This is a genomic window from Rhizobium lusitanum (assembly GCF_014189535.1).
Taxonomy (GTDB): Bacteria; Pseudomonadota; Alphaproteobacteria; order Rhizobiales; family Rhizobiaceae; genus Rhizobium; species Rhizobium lusitanum_C.
In genome coordinates this window covers 1,443,913-1,459,505 of record NZ_CP050307.1, presented here as the reverse complement: position 1 = coordinate 1,459,505, position 15,593 = coordinate 1,443,913, and the positions used below count along the sequence as shown (strand labels likewise).

At 58.9% G+C, this 15,593-nt stretch carries 16 protein-coding genes and 1 pseudogene; 4 read left to right on the top strand and 13 right to left on the bottom strand.

From position 1 onward, the window contains the following. Positions 1 to 35: 35 nt before the first annotated feature. The 7 genes from phnX to HB780_RS09720 all read right to left on the bottom strand — a co-directional run bounded on the left by phnX (position 36) and on the right by HB780_RS09720 (position 7,037). Positions 36 to 839: a phosphonoacetaldehyde hydrolase gene (gene phnX / locus HB780_RS09750; protein ID WP_183687263.1), complete on the bottom strand. Its 804-nt coding sequence runs from the start codon at positions 837 to 839 to the stop codon at positions 36 to 38. Beyond that, a complete protein-coding gene (locus HB780_RS09745) occupies positions 836 to 1,990 on the bottom strand; it encodes a TIGR03364 family FAD-dependent oxidoreductase (RefSeq protein ID WP_183687261.1) in 1,155 nt (384 codons plus the stop codon). The genes phnX and HB780_RS09745 overlap by 4 nt, the downstream gene beginning before the upstream one ends. Before the next feature lie 204 nt (positions 1,991 to 2,194). Next, complete coding sequence (locus HB780_RS09740) at positions 2,195 to 3,094, bottom strand: LysR family transcriptional regulator (protein WP_183687259.1); 900 nt, start codon at positions 3,092 to 3,094, stop codon at positions 2,195 to 2,197. Positions 3,095 to 3,212: 118 nt separating this feature from the next. Next, the gene (locus tag HB780_RS09735; protein ID WP_183687257.1) at positions 3,213 to 4,010 is read right to left on the bottom strand and encodes an ABC transporter permease subunit; all 798 of its coding nucleotides are present in this window, start codon (positions 4,008 to 4,010) and stop codon (positions 3,213 to 3,215) included. After that, complete coding sequence (locus tag HB780_RS09730) at positions 3,994 to 4,863, bottom strand: 2-aminoethylphosphonate ABC transporter permease subunit (RefSeq protein ID WP_183687255.1); 870 nt, start codon at positions 4,861 to 4,863, stop codon at positions 3,994 to 3,996. Before HB780_RS09730 ends, HB780_RS09735 begins: the two co-directional genes overlap by 17 nt. After that, complete coding sequence (locus HB780_RS09725; protein WP_435693855.1) at positions 4,856 to 6,004, bottom strand: ABC transporter ATP-binding protein; 1,149 nt, start codon at positions 6,002 to 6,004, stop codon at positions 4,856 to 4,858. Before HB780_RS09725 ends, HB780_RS09730 begins: the two co-directional genes overlap by 8 nt. A gap of 1 nt (position 6,005) precedes the next feature. After that, complete coding sequence (locus HB780_RS09720) at positions 6,006 to 7,037, bottom strand: 2-aminoethylphosphonate ABC transporter substrate-binding protein (RefSeq protein WP_183687253.1); 1,032 nt, start codon at positions 7,035 to 7,037, stop codon at positions 6,006 to 6,008. A gap of 676 nt (positions 7,038 to 7,713) precedes the next feature. On the opposite strand from HB780_RS09720, the gene HB780_RS09715 reads away from it, so the two are divergent. Next, positions 7,714 to 8,202: an RrF2 family transcriptional regulator gene (locus HB780_RS09715; protein ID WP_183687251.1), complete on the top strand. Its 489-nt coding sequence runs from the start codon at positions 7,714 to 7,716 to the stop codon at positions 8,200 to 8,202. Here HB780_RS09715 and HB780_RS09710 read toward each other — a convergent pair. The 5 genes from HB780_RS09710 to HB780_RS09690 form a co-directional block, all read right to left on the bottom strand. Then, the gene (locus HB780_RS09710) at positions 8,185 to 9,207 is read right to left on the bottom strand and encodes a mechanosensitive ion channel family protein (protein WP_183689671.1); all 1,023 of its coding nucleotides are present in this window, start codon (positions 9,205 to 9,207) and stop codon (positions 8,185 to 8,187) included. The genes HB780_RS09715 and HB780_RS09710 overlap by 18 nt on opposite strands. Positions 9,208 to 9,280: 73 nt before the next feature. Then, a complete protein-coding gene (locus HB780_RS09705; protein ID WP_183687249.1) occupies positions 9,281 to 9,697 on the bottom strand; it encodes a cupin domain-containing protein in 417 nt (138 codons plus the stop codon). A gap of 58 nt (positions 9,698 to 9,755) precedes the next feature. Then, on the bottom strand, positions 9,756 to 10,508 hold the full coding sequence (locus tag HB780_RS09700) for an SDR family oxidoreductase (protein WP_183687247.1): 753 nt from the start codon (positions 10,506 to 10,508) through the stop codon (positions 9,756 to 9,758). A gap of 149 nt (positions 10,509 to 10,657) precedes the next feature. Further along, positions 10,658 to 11,575, bottom strand: coding sequence for an MBL fold metallo-hydrolase (locus HB780_RS09695; RefSeq protein WP_183687245.1), 918 nt, complete (start codon positions 11,573 to 11,575; stop codon positions 10,658 to 10,660). 128 nt (positions 11,576 to 11,703) lie between these two features. Further along, positions 11,704 to 12,183 (bottom strand): carboxymuconolactone decarboxylase family protein, encoded by a 480-nt coding sequence (locus HB780_RS09690; RefSeq protein ID WP_183687243.1) that lies wholly within the window; start codon positions 12,181 to 12,183, stop codon positions 11,704 to 11,706. Positions 12,184 to 12,314: 131 nt separating this feature from the next. On the opposite strand from HB780_RS09690, the gene HB780_RS09685 reads away from it, so the two are divergent. The 3 genes and pseudogenes from HB780_RS09685 to HB780_RS33355 all read left to right on the top strand — a co-directional run bounded on the left by HB780_RS09685 (position 12,315) and on the right by HB780_RS33355 (position 14,827). Beyond that, complete coding sequence (locus tag HB780_RS09685; protein ID WP_183687241.1) at positions 12,315 to 13,226, top strand: LysR family transcriptional regulator; 912 nt, start codon at positions 12,315 to 12,317, stop codon at positions 13,224 to 13,226. A gap of 127 nt (positions 13,227 to 13,353) precedes the next feature. Then, positions 13,354 to 14,339 (top strand): annotated as a pseudogene (locus HB780_RS09680) (IS5 family transposase). A gap of 104 nt (positions 14,340 to 14,443) precedes the next feature. Further along, positions 14,444 to 14,827, top strand: coding sequence for an arginase family protein (locus HB780_RS33355; protein WP_183687239.1), 384 nt, complete (start codon positions 14,444 to 14,446; stop codon positions 14,825 to 14,827). Between the two features lie 192 nt (positions 14,828 to 15,019). Here HB780_RS33355 and HB780_RS09670 read toward each other — a convergent pair whose 3' ends face one another. After that, positions 15,020 to 15,580 carry a GNAT family N-acetyltransferase gene (locus HB780_RS09670; RefSeq protein WP_183687237.1) on the bottom strand — a complete coding sequence of 187 codons (561 nt, stop codon included), beginning with the start codon at positions 15,578 to 15,580 and terminating at the stop codon, positions 15,020 to 15,022. Between the last annotated feature and the right edge of the window lie 13 nt (positions 15,581 to 15,593).

Below are 15,593 nucleotides of genomic sequence, written 5' to 3'. Positions count from 1 at the left end.
GGAGCTATCATTCGCTATCTTTAAGTCGCCGCTTTTTAAGGCCGTTGGCCCGCAAGGAGCCTGGACTGGATATCGTCAATCACCGGCAGCAAATCAGCGACGCTATCTATGATGTAGTGAGCGCCCCGTGCGCGCAGCACGCCAGCGGCACGTTGGCGGACGCGGTCGAGTTCGTCCGGGGCAAGTGCTGCGATCTCCTGTTGCGTCATGCCGGCCTCATTGCCGCTGAGCGCGACGCCGACCGTCCAGCAGCCGGCGGCGACCCCTTCGTCGATGCCGACATCGGTGTCGTCGACCTTGACGACCGCATGCGCGGGCCAAATGTTAAGATCGAGAAAGCACTTGTACATATTCATCGGCGTCGGCCGACCCTCGGGCAGGTCGCCAGCACAGACGAGGTTGTCGGCTTCATATCCTTGTGCCTTCGCCAGCGGCAGGATCCGTTCCATGATCGAGCGGGTATATCCGGTCGTAGAGCCGATCTTCAAGCCGCGTGCGCGCAGGGACTGGGCCATTTCCCGCGTTCCCGGCACGAGATCGGCGAATTTATGGACGATCTCCTCGTTCATCGGCACAAAGACCTCGTAGATCGCATCGACATCCGCTGATGCTGGCGCCTTGCCATGGCGGGACGTCCAGGCATCATGAATGCGCGGCTGTTTGAGCATGGCATCGATATGATCCCATTTCGGCCGTCCCATCGGCTGGCGAGCCTCGGCGATCGTCACCTCGATACCGAACCGGGCGAACACCTCGACGAACACGCCCATGGGGGCGAAAGATCCAAAGTCGATAACCGTGCCCGCCCAATCGAACACAACTGCCTTCAAGCCGCTCATTGTGTAATCTCCTGATAAACCGAATGCGACCCGAAGAGATCGCCAATAACTTGTTCGCCAAGGGCAAAGCCCGTCGATGCGCCCGTTCCGCCCGTCACCATGACGATCCGGACATTCTCAGCCGGCCGATCCACGAGGACCGTGTGCTCCTTGGAAGAGGCGTAGGTGCCGATCCAGCGGTTGACCACCTGCCGGCCCGGCAGATCGAACACCCGGTCGAATTCGGCGAGGATGAGATCATCGAGGCGTACTTCCGCGAAAGGCGCCTGCGCGTCGCCATAGACATGGCTGTCACCGACGACCAACGAGCCATCGCCGGATTGCACGGCAATCAGATGTATGCCGGCGGCGCGGCTTTCGGCCTCCTCGACATCCAGCCGCTTTGCTAAAGCTTCGGCTTCCGGTAGCGCGGCGAAGCCTTCATAACGGGCAAGGCTCATATCCGACATGACGGCGGCGCCGAAGGGGGCAGGCGTGGCAGGCGCGACACGCAGCATCTGCAGGGTGCAGACGGAGAGCGCATGCGGGGTGATCCGTTCCGGATAGAGTGCCGAGAAATCATCGCCGGGGCAGACGATGGTGGCGTCGGCATGCACGATGCCGCGGCTGGTTTCGATGCGCGGGCCCTCGATGGCGCGCACCGCCGTGTTCCAGCGGAATTCGACGCCGTGCTTTGCGGCAAGCCAAAGAGCGAGTTTCGGCAGTGCATCCATGGATTCGACCCGCAGCTCATGCGGGCTGTAGAGGACCGATCTGACATCAGAAAGCCGCAGCGCGGGAACGATTTCAGCCGCTTCTTTCTTGCTGACCATCCGGCAACCAGCCGCCATCGGTCCTTTCAGAAAGGCCTCCAGAACCTCGGCCGCCTCGTCGCGTCTTGCCGGCAGCAGCGCTCCGCGATGGTGAACGGCAATACCCGCCTCTTCGACCACCTCTGCCCAAATATCCCGGCTTCGCATGGCGCGCGCCCAGTGATCGCCGGCCTTCTGACCGCTCACGGTGATGAAACCGAAATTGCGGATGGAGGCGCCGATTGCCTTGGCATTGCGCTCGATGACGACGACTTTCTTACCCTGCCGCGACGCCGCCAATGCGACACCGAGGCCGACAATACCCGCACCGACGACCGCTAAATCATACTCAACCGTCATATTTTAAATCCTTACAACTTGCGGCACAGGCATTCTCGTCCGGCCATATCTGGCTGCAGAAAACCATCCGCCGCGATCACTGTCGGGGACGACAAGTAAATCGGCCGCAGTCGATTGCGCTATGGGGTGACCATAGCTCATTATATATGACAATGATATGAATATTTTGAATTTATAGGCAAAAACTATAAATTTGCAGGTGGCCTATCTCGGGATTGGACCATCTGCCGAAGAACCGGATTCCTTCGCCACCTCGAAGAAGGCATTGACGGTGGAATGGTTACGGCACTCCGGCAAGGCGATCAGATAATGTCCGATTGCCAACTCAGGCTCGACAAGCGGTGCGACGTCGATATGTTCGTCGGCGCGAACCTCGCCCTCGATGGAAATGGCAAGGCCTATCCCCGCCGCCGCCGCAGCGTAAGCAACGTCGAGGGTTGCGACTTCCAGAACCGGTTTCAATTCTACACCGTATTTATTGGCCGCTTCCTCGATCACCGTCCGGGTTCCGGAAGCGCGATTCCAGAGGACCATATCCTGTCCATCCAGATCCGTGAGCTTCAACTGCCCCTTCTTCAAAAGCGGGTGATCTTTGCGGCCATAAATGGCGACACGCGAGTCAAACAGTTTGAACGATGCAAACCGCTTGTCCGGTACGGCCTGGGAAATCGTGGCGACGTCCAGTTCGCCCGACAAAACCGCGTCCGCCAGTTCCAGCGATGGCCCGCCATGCGTCGTCAGGCGCAGCCCGGGATATTTGCGCACGAACGCTGTCAGCGTCGGCATGATAAGGCGGTGTGCACTGAAGCCAACCGAAAGAAGCCCGCTCTTCAGGGCCGTCTTGTCCGTTATGGCCATTTCGACCTCGTCGACGCATTTTAGCGCAATCTTGATCTTGGCGATGAGATCGACGGCTGCCGGGGCGACATGAATGGTATGTCCGTCGCGAATAAAGACGCGCGTCCCGCAAAGCTCCTCGAACGACTGGATTTGCGTGGAGACCGACGGCTGACTGATTCCCAGGGCTTCGGCGGCCCGGGAAAACTTGCCCGTTCGCGCAAGAGCGTCAACGGCTCTCATTTGAGAAAGGGTCGGGGACGCCATGCTCGATATTCTCCATCGTTCGCTTCGCCGCAACACACCTCTTAGATGAGCCGCTTAGCCTAAGCAAACAATCCGTGTTCGGGGCTTTGCCTAGCCCTGGGATCACCGGTGCCCTGGCTCAGCGCAACATCGCCTTCGTCGACAGTCGCGACAACGCGAGAAGCACGATTAGTGTCGCTGCACCGAGGATCATCGTCAGCGTCGCCGCATCGAAGATCGCTCCGCGATCGGAGAGCGCAAAGATATTGACCGGCAGCGTCACCCAGCCTGGCGGATAGACCATCACTGTTGCGCCGAGTTCGCCCATCGACATCGCGAAACTAAGGCTGAAGGCGGCAACCAGATAGGGCATGAGGAGCGGCAAGGTTACCCGGCGAAGCTTGTAGAAGGGTCGCGCGCCGAGGCTTTCGGCAATCTGCTCGCAATCATTCGGCAGGCGCGACAGACCCGCCGTTACATTGCCGTAGGTAAATGCGGATATCAGCACGAAATGCGCGATCAGCACGATCAGCCATGTGCCGTTCAGCAGCAAAGGCCGATGACTGAAGGCAACAAGCATCCCCAGTCCGACCGACACGGACGGTACCGCGCTCGGAATGAAGAAGAACAGATCCAGCAATCGCTTCGGCAGCGGCTTAAGTTCGCGCAAGGCAAGTGCCGCCCATGTACCGCTCACCAGCGCCGCGGCGCTCGCGATGATGCCGGTCCAGATGCTGGATTTCAGGTTTGTGAAAGAATCGCTCCTGAAAGCATTTGCATAGTGCGCCAGCGTAAGATGGCTGGGCAGTATATCGTTCCACTGGCCGCTGATGCTTGCAAGCGCGATCACGGCGACCGGAAGGCCGTAGATGACCAGGAACAGCGGTACGGCCACCGCCCAGACGGCAAATCGCCCTGTTTTAGACCACACCAGCACGGCCAGCTCCCAAATGCGCTATTGCGACGCGATAGAGACTATAAAGACCCAGGGAGAGAACGATGTTGACCACTGCTATGACGCAGGCGGTCGTATAATCGAATTCCTGGATGGCTTTCCCATAGATCAACAGCGGCAGCGTGATCACGCCTTTGGCGCCGATGAACAGCACGACGCCGAATTCATTGACCGTCAGAAGCAGACAAAGGCTGCCACCGGCGACCAACGCCGGAAGTGCTGCGGGTAAAATGATCTGCCGGACGATGCGCCAGGGCCTTGCGCCGAGACTGCTCGCCACTTCGATTTGCGCCTGATCGATCAGCGAGAATGACGCCAGAAGCGGGCGCATGACGAAAGGCGTATAGACCGTCGCTTCCGCAAGGATGACACCCCATTGCGAATAAAGAAAATCAAGCGGCGGCAGATCGGTATGCATCAGCCTCATCAGTGATTCATTGAGAAGACCCGCCGATCCGTAGATGAAGGTGAAGGCGAGGGTGACGAGGAAGGTGGGCAGGGCGACGAAGGTATCGATCAGCCGGCTCGCCAATTTCGCGCCGGGAAACGGAACGAAGGCGATTACGAGCGAGAAGACGAAGCCGAGGAGAAGGCAACCGGCCGTGGCGCCGATGGCGATGACGATGGTGTGCCGGAGCCCGTCACGAAACTCGTGCGAGCCGAGCACCTCGGCGAAAGCGGCCGATGACAGGACCTCACCATCGCCGAGAGATTGGCGTATGATCAATCCCAGGGGATAGAGGAAGAGCAACGCCAGCAGTAGCAGCGGTGGGGCGATCCAGAACCGACCCAATGTCATCTTGGGCGCGGGCGCCGTGACGGCGAGCTCAGCCATGTCTGCTATCCTCCGGCACGAGCGTCACATCGGCGGCGGAAAAATGCACTTCGATCGAGGCGCCGGGCTGGGGCGGTTCGCTCATTGGCATGGAGGTCATTCGCAATTCGTGACCGCCGGCGTCGAAGGTAATGTTGTGCACGTCGCCCTGCCACTGGACGCTGCGTACGATGCCTGTCAGCGAGTTTGAATCGTCGCGGGCCTGCTGCAACTTGAAATCGTGCGGTCGCACGCACAACAGACAATCGCTGCCTTGGGGCATGCCATGATGATTTTGTGCCGACAGCGCGGTATTGCCGAAACCGACCCGTGCCCGATTGCCATCGAGCGGGCTCAATCCGCTCACCGGAAGCAGGTTGGCGCGCCCCAGGAATTCGGCGGCGAAGCGGTTCGGGGGGTGGCGAAACAGCGACTGCGTGTCGCCGAAGGCCCTGAGCTTGCCGTCGCGCATAATGCCGATATGGTTGGCGAGGGTCAGCGCCTCGGACTGATCATGCGTCACGTAAAGAACGGTCAGCGCCGGCAGATCGCGATGCAGCTTGGCGATCTCGTCGACCATCGAACGGCGGATCTGTGCGTCGAGCGCCGAAAGAGGTTCGTCGAGAAGCAACACCTGCGGCCGGATCGCAATCGCCCGGGCAATGGCGACGCGTTGCTGCTGGCCGCCGGACAGCTCGCGCGGGTAGCGCTTGGCATAGGCCGCCATGCCGACCATGGCCAGGGATTCAGGCACGCGCGACCGAATGATGTCCTCCGGCAAGCGGCGCGCACGAAGCCCGAACGCCACGTTCTCCTCCACCCGCAAATGCGGGAATAGGGCGTAGTTCTGGACGACCATGCCGATATTGCGGTCATAGGGCGCCAGATGCGTGACGTCGCGGTCGCCGATGGTGATGCGCCCAGCCGACGGGCGCACAAAACCGGCGACCGTCCTCAAAGCCGTCGTTTTGCCCGATCCCGAGGGACCGATCAACGCGACGATTTCGCCCGGATTGACGGTCAAGGTCAGGGAATCGAGCACCACGAGGCTGCCATAGGCAACCGATACGTTCTCAAAACCGATCCGACTGCCGCCCTGTGTCTCGGGTGCAGCCGTGGCGGCTGCACCTTTCTTCTCTGCCATTACCGTGATCGAGGACATATCAGCTCCCCGATACCGCTTGCTTGTAGTCGGCGATGTCCTGCTTCAGATCGGCCAGAACCTTGGCCCAATCCGGCGACCAGATCTCCACGCCTTCCATGATGGCATGGAGCTTGGCGAAATTCTCGTCTGTCGGATGAATGTCGGTACGCACCGGCAGGCCCTGCGCGACAGCGCTCACGTCCTTCTGGGCTTCCGCCGTCAGCAGGAAGTCGATCAGCTTCTTGCCATTTTCGCTGTCCGGGGCGCCGGCGACCAGCGCGATATAATAAGGAAGGGAGAATGCCGTCTTCTTGCCGTCCGGACCGGTCGGGAAGAATATCTTGATGTTCGGATTGTCGGCCTGTTGCGCCAGGTTCATCTGAAGATCGCCGTTGGCAACATAGAGTTCGCCCTTGTTGACGAGCGCCGTGAGCTTGCCGGTGGAAGCCGAAGGGCCGAGATTGTTCACCTGAAGCTTCTTCAAATATGCAAGGCCTTCATCCTTGCCGCCAAACGCGTGGAACGCCTGCAGCATCAGCGCCGTGCCATCGCCGGCCTGGCCGGGCGTCGAATACTGGACTTTCTGCTTGAATTTCGGATCGAGCAGATCGCTGTAGGCCGTGGGAGCGGTCGTCAGGATCGAGGCATTGTAGATAAAATTGGGATAGTTATTGACCAGTGCAACGTAGAGGCCTTTCGGATCCTTGTCGCGGGTGTCGATCTTGTCCGCGCCGGCCGGCTCATAGGCCTGCAGCAGGCCGTCGGCGGCAGCCTTTTGCACGAAGGGTGGGAGCGTGACGAGAACGTCCGCCTGCGTGTTGGATTTCTCTTTCGCCAGGCGATCGACAACGCTGCTCGAACCGCCCTCGACATATTGTACCTTGATGCCGGTGGCCTTTGTGAAGGCGTCAAACTCGTTGCCGAACCAGCTCGGCGTTCCGTCATGAAGTCCATCCGCGCTGTAGATGGTGACGACATTATCCGCCGCCATCGCCGGCAGCGCCGCTGCAGCAACAACGCCGGCAGCCAACAGTATAGATCTTGCTGTCATGATCTTTTCCCTCTTGTTGAATTGCGCGGACCCCCCGGTGGGTTCGCGATCTTTCCGGCCCTGCTCTCGTGCTTGGGAGATCCCTTTAAGAAGGGTACGGTGAGCAGAATTATAGGAAATACCTATTTCATTTTTATGACAATAGCTTTTGCCTATTATTTTCGCTGCAGCCAAAGAGCATTGATCCGGGTACATCTCTGAATGGCGAGTATTTGCGCGCTGCGAAAAGTACCCAAGAATGGTCCCGCCGGCGAGACAGAGGCTATCAGCCGCGTCAGCAAGGTGCGTCAATTATCGGAATGGCATTTTTACTAAATGGCACCATTGCGCAATCTAGTGGAGCGGGAGCGAGGACGATGACCAAGTGAAAGAAAAGGCAATCAAACCGAGGCATGCAATATGCCGCGTGCGGGATATCGATCAATAGATCGGAAATTCGAATCTACTCAAGACCGGCATTCTGACCCTCGTCGAGTTGCTCGTCTTGATGCAATCGGTCGCACAGCAGGAATCGTGCGGGCTATGTTGCCGCGGAGCGAAACCCGTAGAGTTATTCCACCTGCCGAGGTTCGGCATTGGGTGAGGTGGTCAATGATTCCACCTTTTGTTTACATGGGGATCAAATAAGGATATTCGTTATCCTTGATAGGCGTGCAGAGGCCTTGGAAATGAATTCATGATTTTAAAAAGCCAAGTCGAATGGGCGCTCCATTGCTGCGCCATTCTTGCCGGTCTGCCCGATGGTCGCTATCTCTCGACCAAAGCACTTGCCGAATTCCATGGGCTTCCGAAGGAATATCTTTCCAAGGCCCTTCAGGGCCTGTCGCACGCGGGCCTTGTCGACACGTCTCTTGGTCCGTCCGGCGGCTACCGACTGGCAAAGCCTCCGGCGGATATCAATTTCCTCGAAATCGTTGAAGCCGTGGAAGGCCGGCAGCGTACCTTTATCTGCAGCAATATCAGGGCCAACAATCCGTGCCGGCCGAAGGATTATTGCGAAAGCAGCCCGTGCGCGGTTGCCCGCATCATGTGGGAGGCGGATGAGGCCTGGCGGGAGAAACTGCGCGGTGTCAGATTGTCCGACCTCGTCGGCATCCTGTCGCAGGAAATCCCGCCGCAACTCTGGAAGAGCTCCTTCGAATGGGTGCTAGAGCGCGCCGGATGAAATCGCCGTGAGAGCAGCCCGCTCCTTGGGGTCGCCCATGGGGACGCAGACGAGGCTTTGTGCCGGCATCGCCAATGACACTCCATTCGTCCTGCAATGTTCGTAGATGAGATCGATGATCTCGTTTTGGGCCGACATGCGGCTTGCCGCGCTCGCCACGCGGAATAGCAACTCGACTTCGATGGCAATCGCATCGATGGTCTTGAGCGCGACGGCCGGCGGCGGGTTTATGACGATCCTTTCGCAGCCCTGCAGAACCGCGAGCATAAATTCTTCGACGAGCCGCGGCTTGTGGGCGGCGGAAACTCGCATCATCAACGATATCTGGTGCGATTCATCCGGGCGGCTGCGGTTGGTAACGCCCTGTTTCGCCAGGACGCCATTCGGCAGCACGACGACATTATTCCCGCCCGAGAGCAGGTTGGTGGAGCGCCAGTTGGTTTCAACGACCCGCCCTTCGGTGCCATCGGCAAGCTGGATCCAATCGCCGATCACGTAGGCGCGGCCGAGTGCAAGCGCGATCCCGGAGAAGACATCGGCCAGCGTGTTCTGCAGAGCAAGACCGATAATGACAACGACAACACCGGAGGTGGCAATCAACGGCCCGATCGGTGCGCCGAAGACGAAACCGATGACCGACAATGCGACGCCGAGATAGACCACGCCGACGATCAAATCCTGAAGAAGATGCGCCTCCTGAGGCCGGCGGTTCAGGGTGAGATAGATGTGGACGAAGCCGATCATCGTCCACGCAAGATGCAGCCACCAAAGCACCCTGGCAGACTTGGCAAGCAGGACGCCGGCACCCTGGAGCTCGCCATCATCGAGATAATAGGGCGAAATGCCGGCGAGCCAAAGCACGAGGCTCATGCCTGCGAAAAACAGGATCTGCACGACAAGGCGGGCGGTTGGATGACGGCGCCCTTGAATATGCCAAATGAGAATACCGGCGAGCCCTAGAAGATTGATAAGGACGAGCGGCAGGGAATGATCTTCACCAAACATGATGGGGCTCACCGACGATGATTTCCTGAAGGCGGGGAGGGACGGGCGCCTCAAGCACCCATCCTGCATCCGGCTATTTCCTGATTGGGAAGGTCAGTTCTTTCTGGCTGCTATCGACGACGAAGACGGCCAGCAGTTTCGCCGGCTTGGTCTTACTGGCATTCTCGCTGACGCCATGACGATCGCCGGGCATTTCGGAGAAATTCTCTCCGGCTCTATAGACTTTCACCGGACCGTCATTGACCTGGCTGCGGATCGCCCCTTCCAGGACAGTTGCATAGATGAAGGCGGAGCTTGGATGGGTATGGCCCTCGGAAAAGCCACCCGGCCCGTACTCCACGAGAATGCCTTTGATGCTCTTGCCGGGAACGTTCGGCAGTTCGTGCTCGTAAACCAGCGTGACTTTTGCATCCTTCTCGCCTGCATCACGAGCAACAGCCGTAGTGGATAGAAGAGCGGCCAGGGCGAGGCCGAGAATTGACTTTAGCATATCGAATTCCTTTCTTGAGAGAGAGGTGTTACGGCGCCTGGGTTCTTGTCGGTTCCGGTCATTTGCGGGCAGAGGTTGCGAACCACTGCTCGAAGGTGATGCGGCCGAGGCGCGGATTGTTGTCGGAAACGAGCGAGCCGTCGTCCAGCCTGGCGCCGAAATAGCGGGCTTCCGGATCCGCCTCGACGTTCCGCGCATCGCCCATCGCCGTGAGATAGCGGGCAACAAGCTCATTCAGCCGAGCACGTTCCGGACCGGAGATCTCGACGACGCCGTTGATGGCCGCCGAGTTCGCAACAACGGTCATGTTGTCGGCCACATCGTCGGACGCGATCGGCTGCACATAGGCTGGTGACAGACGCACCGTATCGCCGACCGTGCCGGACTGGGCGATGCCGCTGAGGAATTCCATGAACTGGGTCGAATGGACGATCGTATAGGGAATGCCGGATTCCCGGATGATCTTCTCCTGAGCGACCTTGGCGCGCATATAGCCGCTTTCGGGTAGGCGATCGACCCCGATGATGGAAAGGGCGATGTGATGCTTCACGCCGGCCGCCTTTTCTGCCGCCGCCAGATTGCGGCCAGATGTCTCAAAGAATTCGAGCACTGCCTTGTCCTCGAAGGATGGCGAGTTTGCCAGATCCATAACGACGGAGGCGCCGGTCAATGCTTCGGTGAGACCTTCACCGGTAATCGTATTGACGCCGGTGCTCGGAGCGGCGGCGATGACTTCATGGCCCTGCTTGCGAAGGCGGTCGGCCGTCTTTGAGCCGATCAGGCCGGTTCCGCCGATGATGACGATTTTCATGAGCTTCTCCATTCACGGCACTTTATGCGCCGCACTGTTTTATTGTTGCCGGTAGTTGTGGTTCGGGGCGGCCCCATCGAAGCCGCAGATCGTATGCGCCGTGCCGACCGCGAAGGCTTCGCGGTCGGCTCTGCCCGACCAACAAGTGCTCAGTAGTCCCAGAAGACCGGCACCCAACGAAAGTGGTCGCCATCGACCGCGACGTGGCCGACGGAGGGGAACGGCATGTGGGTGGCCACCAGAAGTTCGCCGGTCTCCGCCAATTCCCGCAAAAGACGAACGCGAACGCGAGCTGCTTCTTCCGGGTCGTGTTCGAAGCCGTTGTACCAGTCGGGATGCTCGAACCCGACAGCGAACACGGCATCGCCAGCGAACATCAGGCGGTCTTTGCCGGACGCCACGCGGACCACGCTATGTCCGGGTGTGTGGCCGCCGGTTCGAGAGACTACGACGCCTGGCGCTACCTCGTGCTCGTCATCGAACAATCGCAGCTGGCTCTCGTATTCTTTACTGAACCGCTTGGCGGTCGCTCGAAGCGCGTCCGGGAATCCGGGGGGCATCGACACATGAGAGAAATCGGGCGACTCCCAAAATTTGACCTCGGCTGCTGCCACATGGATTCGCAGGTCTGGATGCAGCCGTTGCTTCACCCCGTCGACGAGCAAGCCGCCAACATGGTCCATATGCATGTGGGTCAGCACGACGTCGGTCACGAAGCCAAGGTCTATGCCGGCAGCCTCCAGTCGCTTGATCAATTGCCCGGCCCGCGGCAGGTTCAGATCTGGGTCCAAACCCAAGCCGGCGTCGATGAGAATGGTCTGGTCGCCGCTACGCACCACGACCACGTTCAGTGCCCAATCGAAAGCGTCCGGCGGCAGGAACATGCCGTCCAGCCATGCCGCATGTTCGGTCGGGTCGGCATTGTAGCCCAACATCTTGGTTGGCAGCGGCAGCACGCCGTCGCTCACCACCAGCACGTCGATCTCGCCGATCCGCACCGCGTAGCGCGACGGAACCAGCTCGTCGGGGGGCGACTTAATGGGATGAGAAGTGTTCTGTATGGTCATGTCTGTCTCCTGTTGATTGCGGTCTTTGAACCGGTCAGGCCGGTTCCAGCGCGGATGGCGATGTTCAAGGGTGTTCCTTGGCCACTCGTGCGGCCGGGCATTGTTCACGGGGCTGCTGGGCGAAAGGCTTAGTTGAGACCGGCCCTGTCGAGGCCGTACGCCTTGTCGGCCGAGCCGGGCACGGCTTTGAAGGCAATGCTGGAACGATTCCACGCGTTGATGACCATGATCGCGAAGGTGAGGTCGGAGATTTCTTTCTCGGAAAGCTGACCGCGCACGCGCTCGTAGAGCTCATCGGGAATGCCGCCCTCATGCAGTTTCGTCACGGCTTCCGTCCAGGCAAGCGCGGCACGTTCCCGGGGCACGAAGAGATTGGATTCCCGCCAGATGGCGATGTGGTAGAGCCGGAGCTCACTTTCGCCATGGATCTTGGCTTCCTTCACATGCATGTCCAGGCAGAAGGCGCAGCCGTTGATTTGCGATGCGCGGATTTGCACGAGATCATGGATCTTCGGTTCAATAGCACTGTCCTTCAGGGCCATGCTGAGTTCCGAGAGCTTCTTGAAAAGTTCCGGGGATTGTTGGGCATAGTTCAAGCGCTGTGTCATGGTCGGCTCCATTATTAAGGATATATAGTGTCCTTATGGATATATGATATCCTTAATAGCTGGACAGTAAAGCGCTGACGGACTAAGCTTTGGACATAAGGCTTATGCTGAAAAGTATGGGGCGGTGGGGAATGGATATCGTAGGCGCATTGCAAACATTCATGCGAGTGGTGGAGGCCGGCTCTTTTTCCGCCGCGGCGGTTGACCTCAGTTTGACGCAGCCTGCGGTCTCCCGACAGATTTCGGCGCTGGAGGCACATCTCAACACACGTCTTCTGCATCGCACGACGAGCGCATTAGCTCTGACGGCCGAGGGTGAGCAGATCATCCCGATGGCGCTTAAGGTCATCGAAGCAGCGGAGGCTTTGAGTGAAACGACGTGTCGCGGTGGAGGAGCTGTGGCCGGCAAGGTACGGCTAGCTTTGCCCACTCCGCTCGGGCTTTACGTCAGCGACCGGCTTGGGGTGTTGCTCGAACGCCATCGGGGGCTTTCCGTCGACTTGCTCGTTCGCGAAGAGCCATCCGATCTAGTCGGAGAGGGGATCGATCTCGAAGTGCGTCTCGGGGCGGTTTCGGACTGTAGTCTGATGTGTCGCAGAATTGGTTGGACGACGGCCTTTCTCGTCGCCGCACCTTCCTATCTGCAAGGGCGAGCCGAACCTAAAACGCCGGACGATGTCACCGCACATGATTGCATCTGTTATAGTCGTGCCGGAAACGCCCGGTTATGGTCATTTTCCAATGGCTCCGATGACGTTACAGTGCGCATCGCGCCACGCTTTAACGCCAGCAATTCGGTTGCCGTTTACCGAGCGGTGCTCGCCGGTAATGGTCTTGCCGTACTGTCCCACATTCTTGTCGGATCTGAGATCGAGCAAGGAAGGCTGGTAAACGTCATGCCTGAGTTTCCGCCGAGCCGGCTCGCGATTAGTGTCGTCTATCCGTCGCGCCGAAACCTGCCGCTGCGTATTAGGACCGTTCTCGATTTTCTTATCGAGATAGTTGGTGAGGATCCGCTGATGGCACCGGCATTTTCTCATTGATGGAGAGCATGAGGAATTGTGTGGCAATCAGGCCACGGCGGAATTGTTGCCGGGTGGCGTTGGTGCACGGATCGTTTATCGATGATGGGATAATCGGCTGCGATCGCCTCAACCTCGTGCCACCACTATGCCCATCAAACACAATGCCCCCGCCGCCATCGTATCGGCAAGATGAAGTTCAAGGTGACGAACTGGGCAGAATACGAAGCTGGCCTTCGCCGTCGCGGCAGTCTGACGTTTTGGATAACACCGGAAGCGTCTTCCTGGCAGGCGCCGAAGCGGACGACACGCGGCGGCCAGCCTCGCTATTCTGATCTGGCGATCGAGACCGCCTTGACGCTGGGCCTGGTGTTCGGCCTGCGTTTGCGAGAGGCGGAGGGCTTGCTGGTGTCGGCGCTCAAATTGATGGGGTTGGATCTCGCCGTGCCCGATCACACCGCGCTGAGCCGGCGGGCACGGACATGGCGATCGATGAACAGGCCAAATGGTCGTAGCATTGCAAAAACGGGACCAGTTCACATTCTCATCGACAGCACAGGGCTCGAAGTCTATGGCGCCGGCCAGTGGCTGGCGGAGAAGCACGGTGCTAAATCCCGTCGGCGCTGGCTCAAATTGCACCTTGCGCTGGACGCCGACACTGGCGAAATCATCACTCAAAACATGACCGATCAGAATGCGGGCGACGCCTCACAGGTCGAACCGCTGCTCAGTGAGATCGATCGACCGATTAGCCAGTTCACGGCCGACGGCGCCTATGATGGTGAACCGAGCTATGATGCCGTCGGTCGTCATTGCGCCGATGCTGTCGTCGTCATTCCACCTTGATCAAACGCGATCGACAGATCGCAAACGGGGATCGCCAGTCAGCGAGACCGATACATCGAAGCGATCAAGGCGCACGGTCGGATGAAATGGCAAGCAACGACCGGCTATGGCAAGCGCTCGCTGGTCGAGACCGCCATCGGCCGATACAAATCGATCATCGGACACCGACTACGGGCACGCTCATTCGGCGCGCAACAGACCGAGGTCGCCATCGGCTGCGCCGCCCTCAATCGCATGCTGGCATGCGCTCGCCCGAATTCCGTCCGCTGCCAAGCAGCAAAGGTATAGCGTCTGCTTCAAAGACAGAAAGCCGCTCCCCTTGTGACCCATGCACCAACGCCGTTCATCACGGCAACGGCACGTAATCTATATTCTGGGAGCGAGCGGATGTATTGTTTTGCTCCATTCATGTCGATCCGTCGGAAGCTGCTCCATACTATGCGGGATATGCGAACGAAACCGGCGATGGACCAGGCAAGAATCTCAATTTTAATCAACCACTCCCGATGGGAACCGAAGATAGTGTGTGGCTGGGAGCCGTTGACCGAGCTCTGGCGAAAGTGCAGCAATATGGAGCCGAGGCACTAGTGGTGTCTCTCGGTTTGGATGCGGCAGAATATGATCCCGTGTCGGCATTTAAAGTCACCCATGACGGCTTTTCCGTAGCGGGAAGTCGATTTCGGGGTCTCGGATTGCCTACTTTGCTCGTCCAAGAAGGAGGCTATCTTAGTCCGCAGCTCAGTAGCTACCTTCGTAGCTTCATGCATGCGTTTTGAGTGGACCTGGAATTGAAATCGTCAACGAAGAGCACTTTGCGGAAGCGCTAACGGACGGCGTTCATGCTGCTACCGGCCGTCAAATGCGCAGAAGTCCGGATGGTGGTATCATTGTCAAATCAGCAGTCGCTGTCTTTGGTTGATAAACGTCGAGAACTCCAAGATACACTGCATGCATCAATCCCGTTCATTTTAACGAGTGGAAAGCGCTGGCGGCGGTGGTGGGGTGGTCGAGCCGGAGCCGAGTGAGCGCTGGACCATCACGCTGTCCGCCCAACGGCCGTAACGGTAAGCGACTCCTGGCAATAGGCCAACACGAACGAAGCCGAATCGTTCATGCAGGGCGAGCGAAGCAACGTTGTCGCCATCGATATAGCCGATCATCTGCCGGAAGCCGGCAGCCGCGCAGGCGTCGATCAGCCCGCGCATAAGCTGGCTCCCGACGCCCTGGCCGATATGGTCGTGATGCACATAGATCGAGTGCTTGACGGTGTAACGATAGGCCGGACGTTTGCGGAACAGCACCACATAGGCATAGCCTACAACCTCTCCGCCCTTGATCGCAACGACATGGGGGAAGCGGCGGTTCTTTAAATTCTTGCGCCGCTCTCGCAGATCATCCGGTTGCGGCGTGTCGCTATCATCAACTCCATCCTCGATGCCGCGGCGAATGTGGCGGCGATAGATCGCCAACATGGCATCGACGTCGCTATCCCGGGATGGGCGAATGACGATTGTTTTGTCCTGCTCCATGACTGACCTGAAC

Coding starts and splice junctions, on each gene's coding strand:
- HB780_RS09710 (WP_183689671.1), bottom strand. CDS start 9,207: ATGTTTGGTGAAGATCATTCCCTGCCGCTCGTCCTTATCAATCTTCTA.
- HB780_RS09690 (WP_183687243.1), bottom strand. CDS start 12,183: ATGACACAGCGCTTGAACTATGCCCAACAATCCCCGGAACTTTTCAAG.
- phnX (WP_183687263.1), bottom strand. CDS start 839: ATGAGCGGCTTGAAGGCAGTTGTGTTCGATTGGGCGGGCACGGTTATC.
- HB780_RS09740 (WP_183687259.1), bottom strand. CDS start 3,094: ATGGCGTCCCCGACCCTTTCTCAAATGAGAGCCGTTGACGCTCTTGCG.
- HB780_RS09695 (WP_183687245.1), bottom strand. CDS start 11,575: ATGACCATACAGAACACTTCTCATCCCATTAAGTCGCCCCCCGACGAG.
- HB780_RS09725 (WP_435693855.1), bottom strand. CDS start 6,004: ATGTCCTCGATCACGGTAATGGCAGAGAAGAAAGGTGCAGCCGCCACG.
- HB780_RS09670 (WP_183687237.1), bottom strand. CDS start 15,580: ATGGAGCAGGACAAAACAATCGTCATTCGCCCATCCCGGGATAGCGAC.
- HB780_RS09730 (WP_183687255.1), bottom strand. CDS start 4,863: ATGGCTGAGCTCGCCGTCACGGCGCCCGCGCCCAAGATGACATTGGGT.
- HB780_RS09705 (WP_183687249.1), bottom strand. CDS start 9,697: ATGCTAAAGTCAATTCTCGGCCTCGCCCTGGCCGCTCTTCTATCCACT.
- HB780_RS09685 (WP_183687241.1), top strand. CDS start 12,315: ATGGATATCGTAGGCGCATTGCAAACATTCATGCGAGTGGTGGAGGCC.
- HB780_RS09720 (WP_183687253.1), bottom strand. CDS start 7,037: ATGACAGCAAGATCTATACTGTTGGCTGCCGGCGTTGTTGCTGCAGCG.
- HB780_RS09745 (WP_183687261.1), bottom strand. CDS start 1,990: ATGACGGTTGAGTATGATTTAGCGGTCGTCGGTGCGGGTATTGTCGGC.
- HB780_RS09700 (WP_183687247.1), bottom strand. CDS start 10,508: ATGAAAATCGTCATCATCGGCGGAACCGGCCTGATCGGCTCAAAGACG.
- HB780_RS09715 (WP_183687251.1), top strand. CDS start 7,714: ATGATTTTAAAAAGCCAAGTCGAATGGGCGCTCCATTGCTGCGCCATT.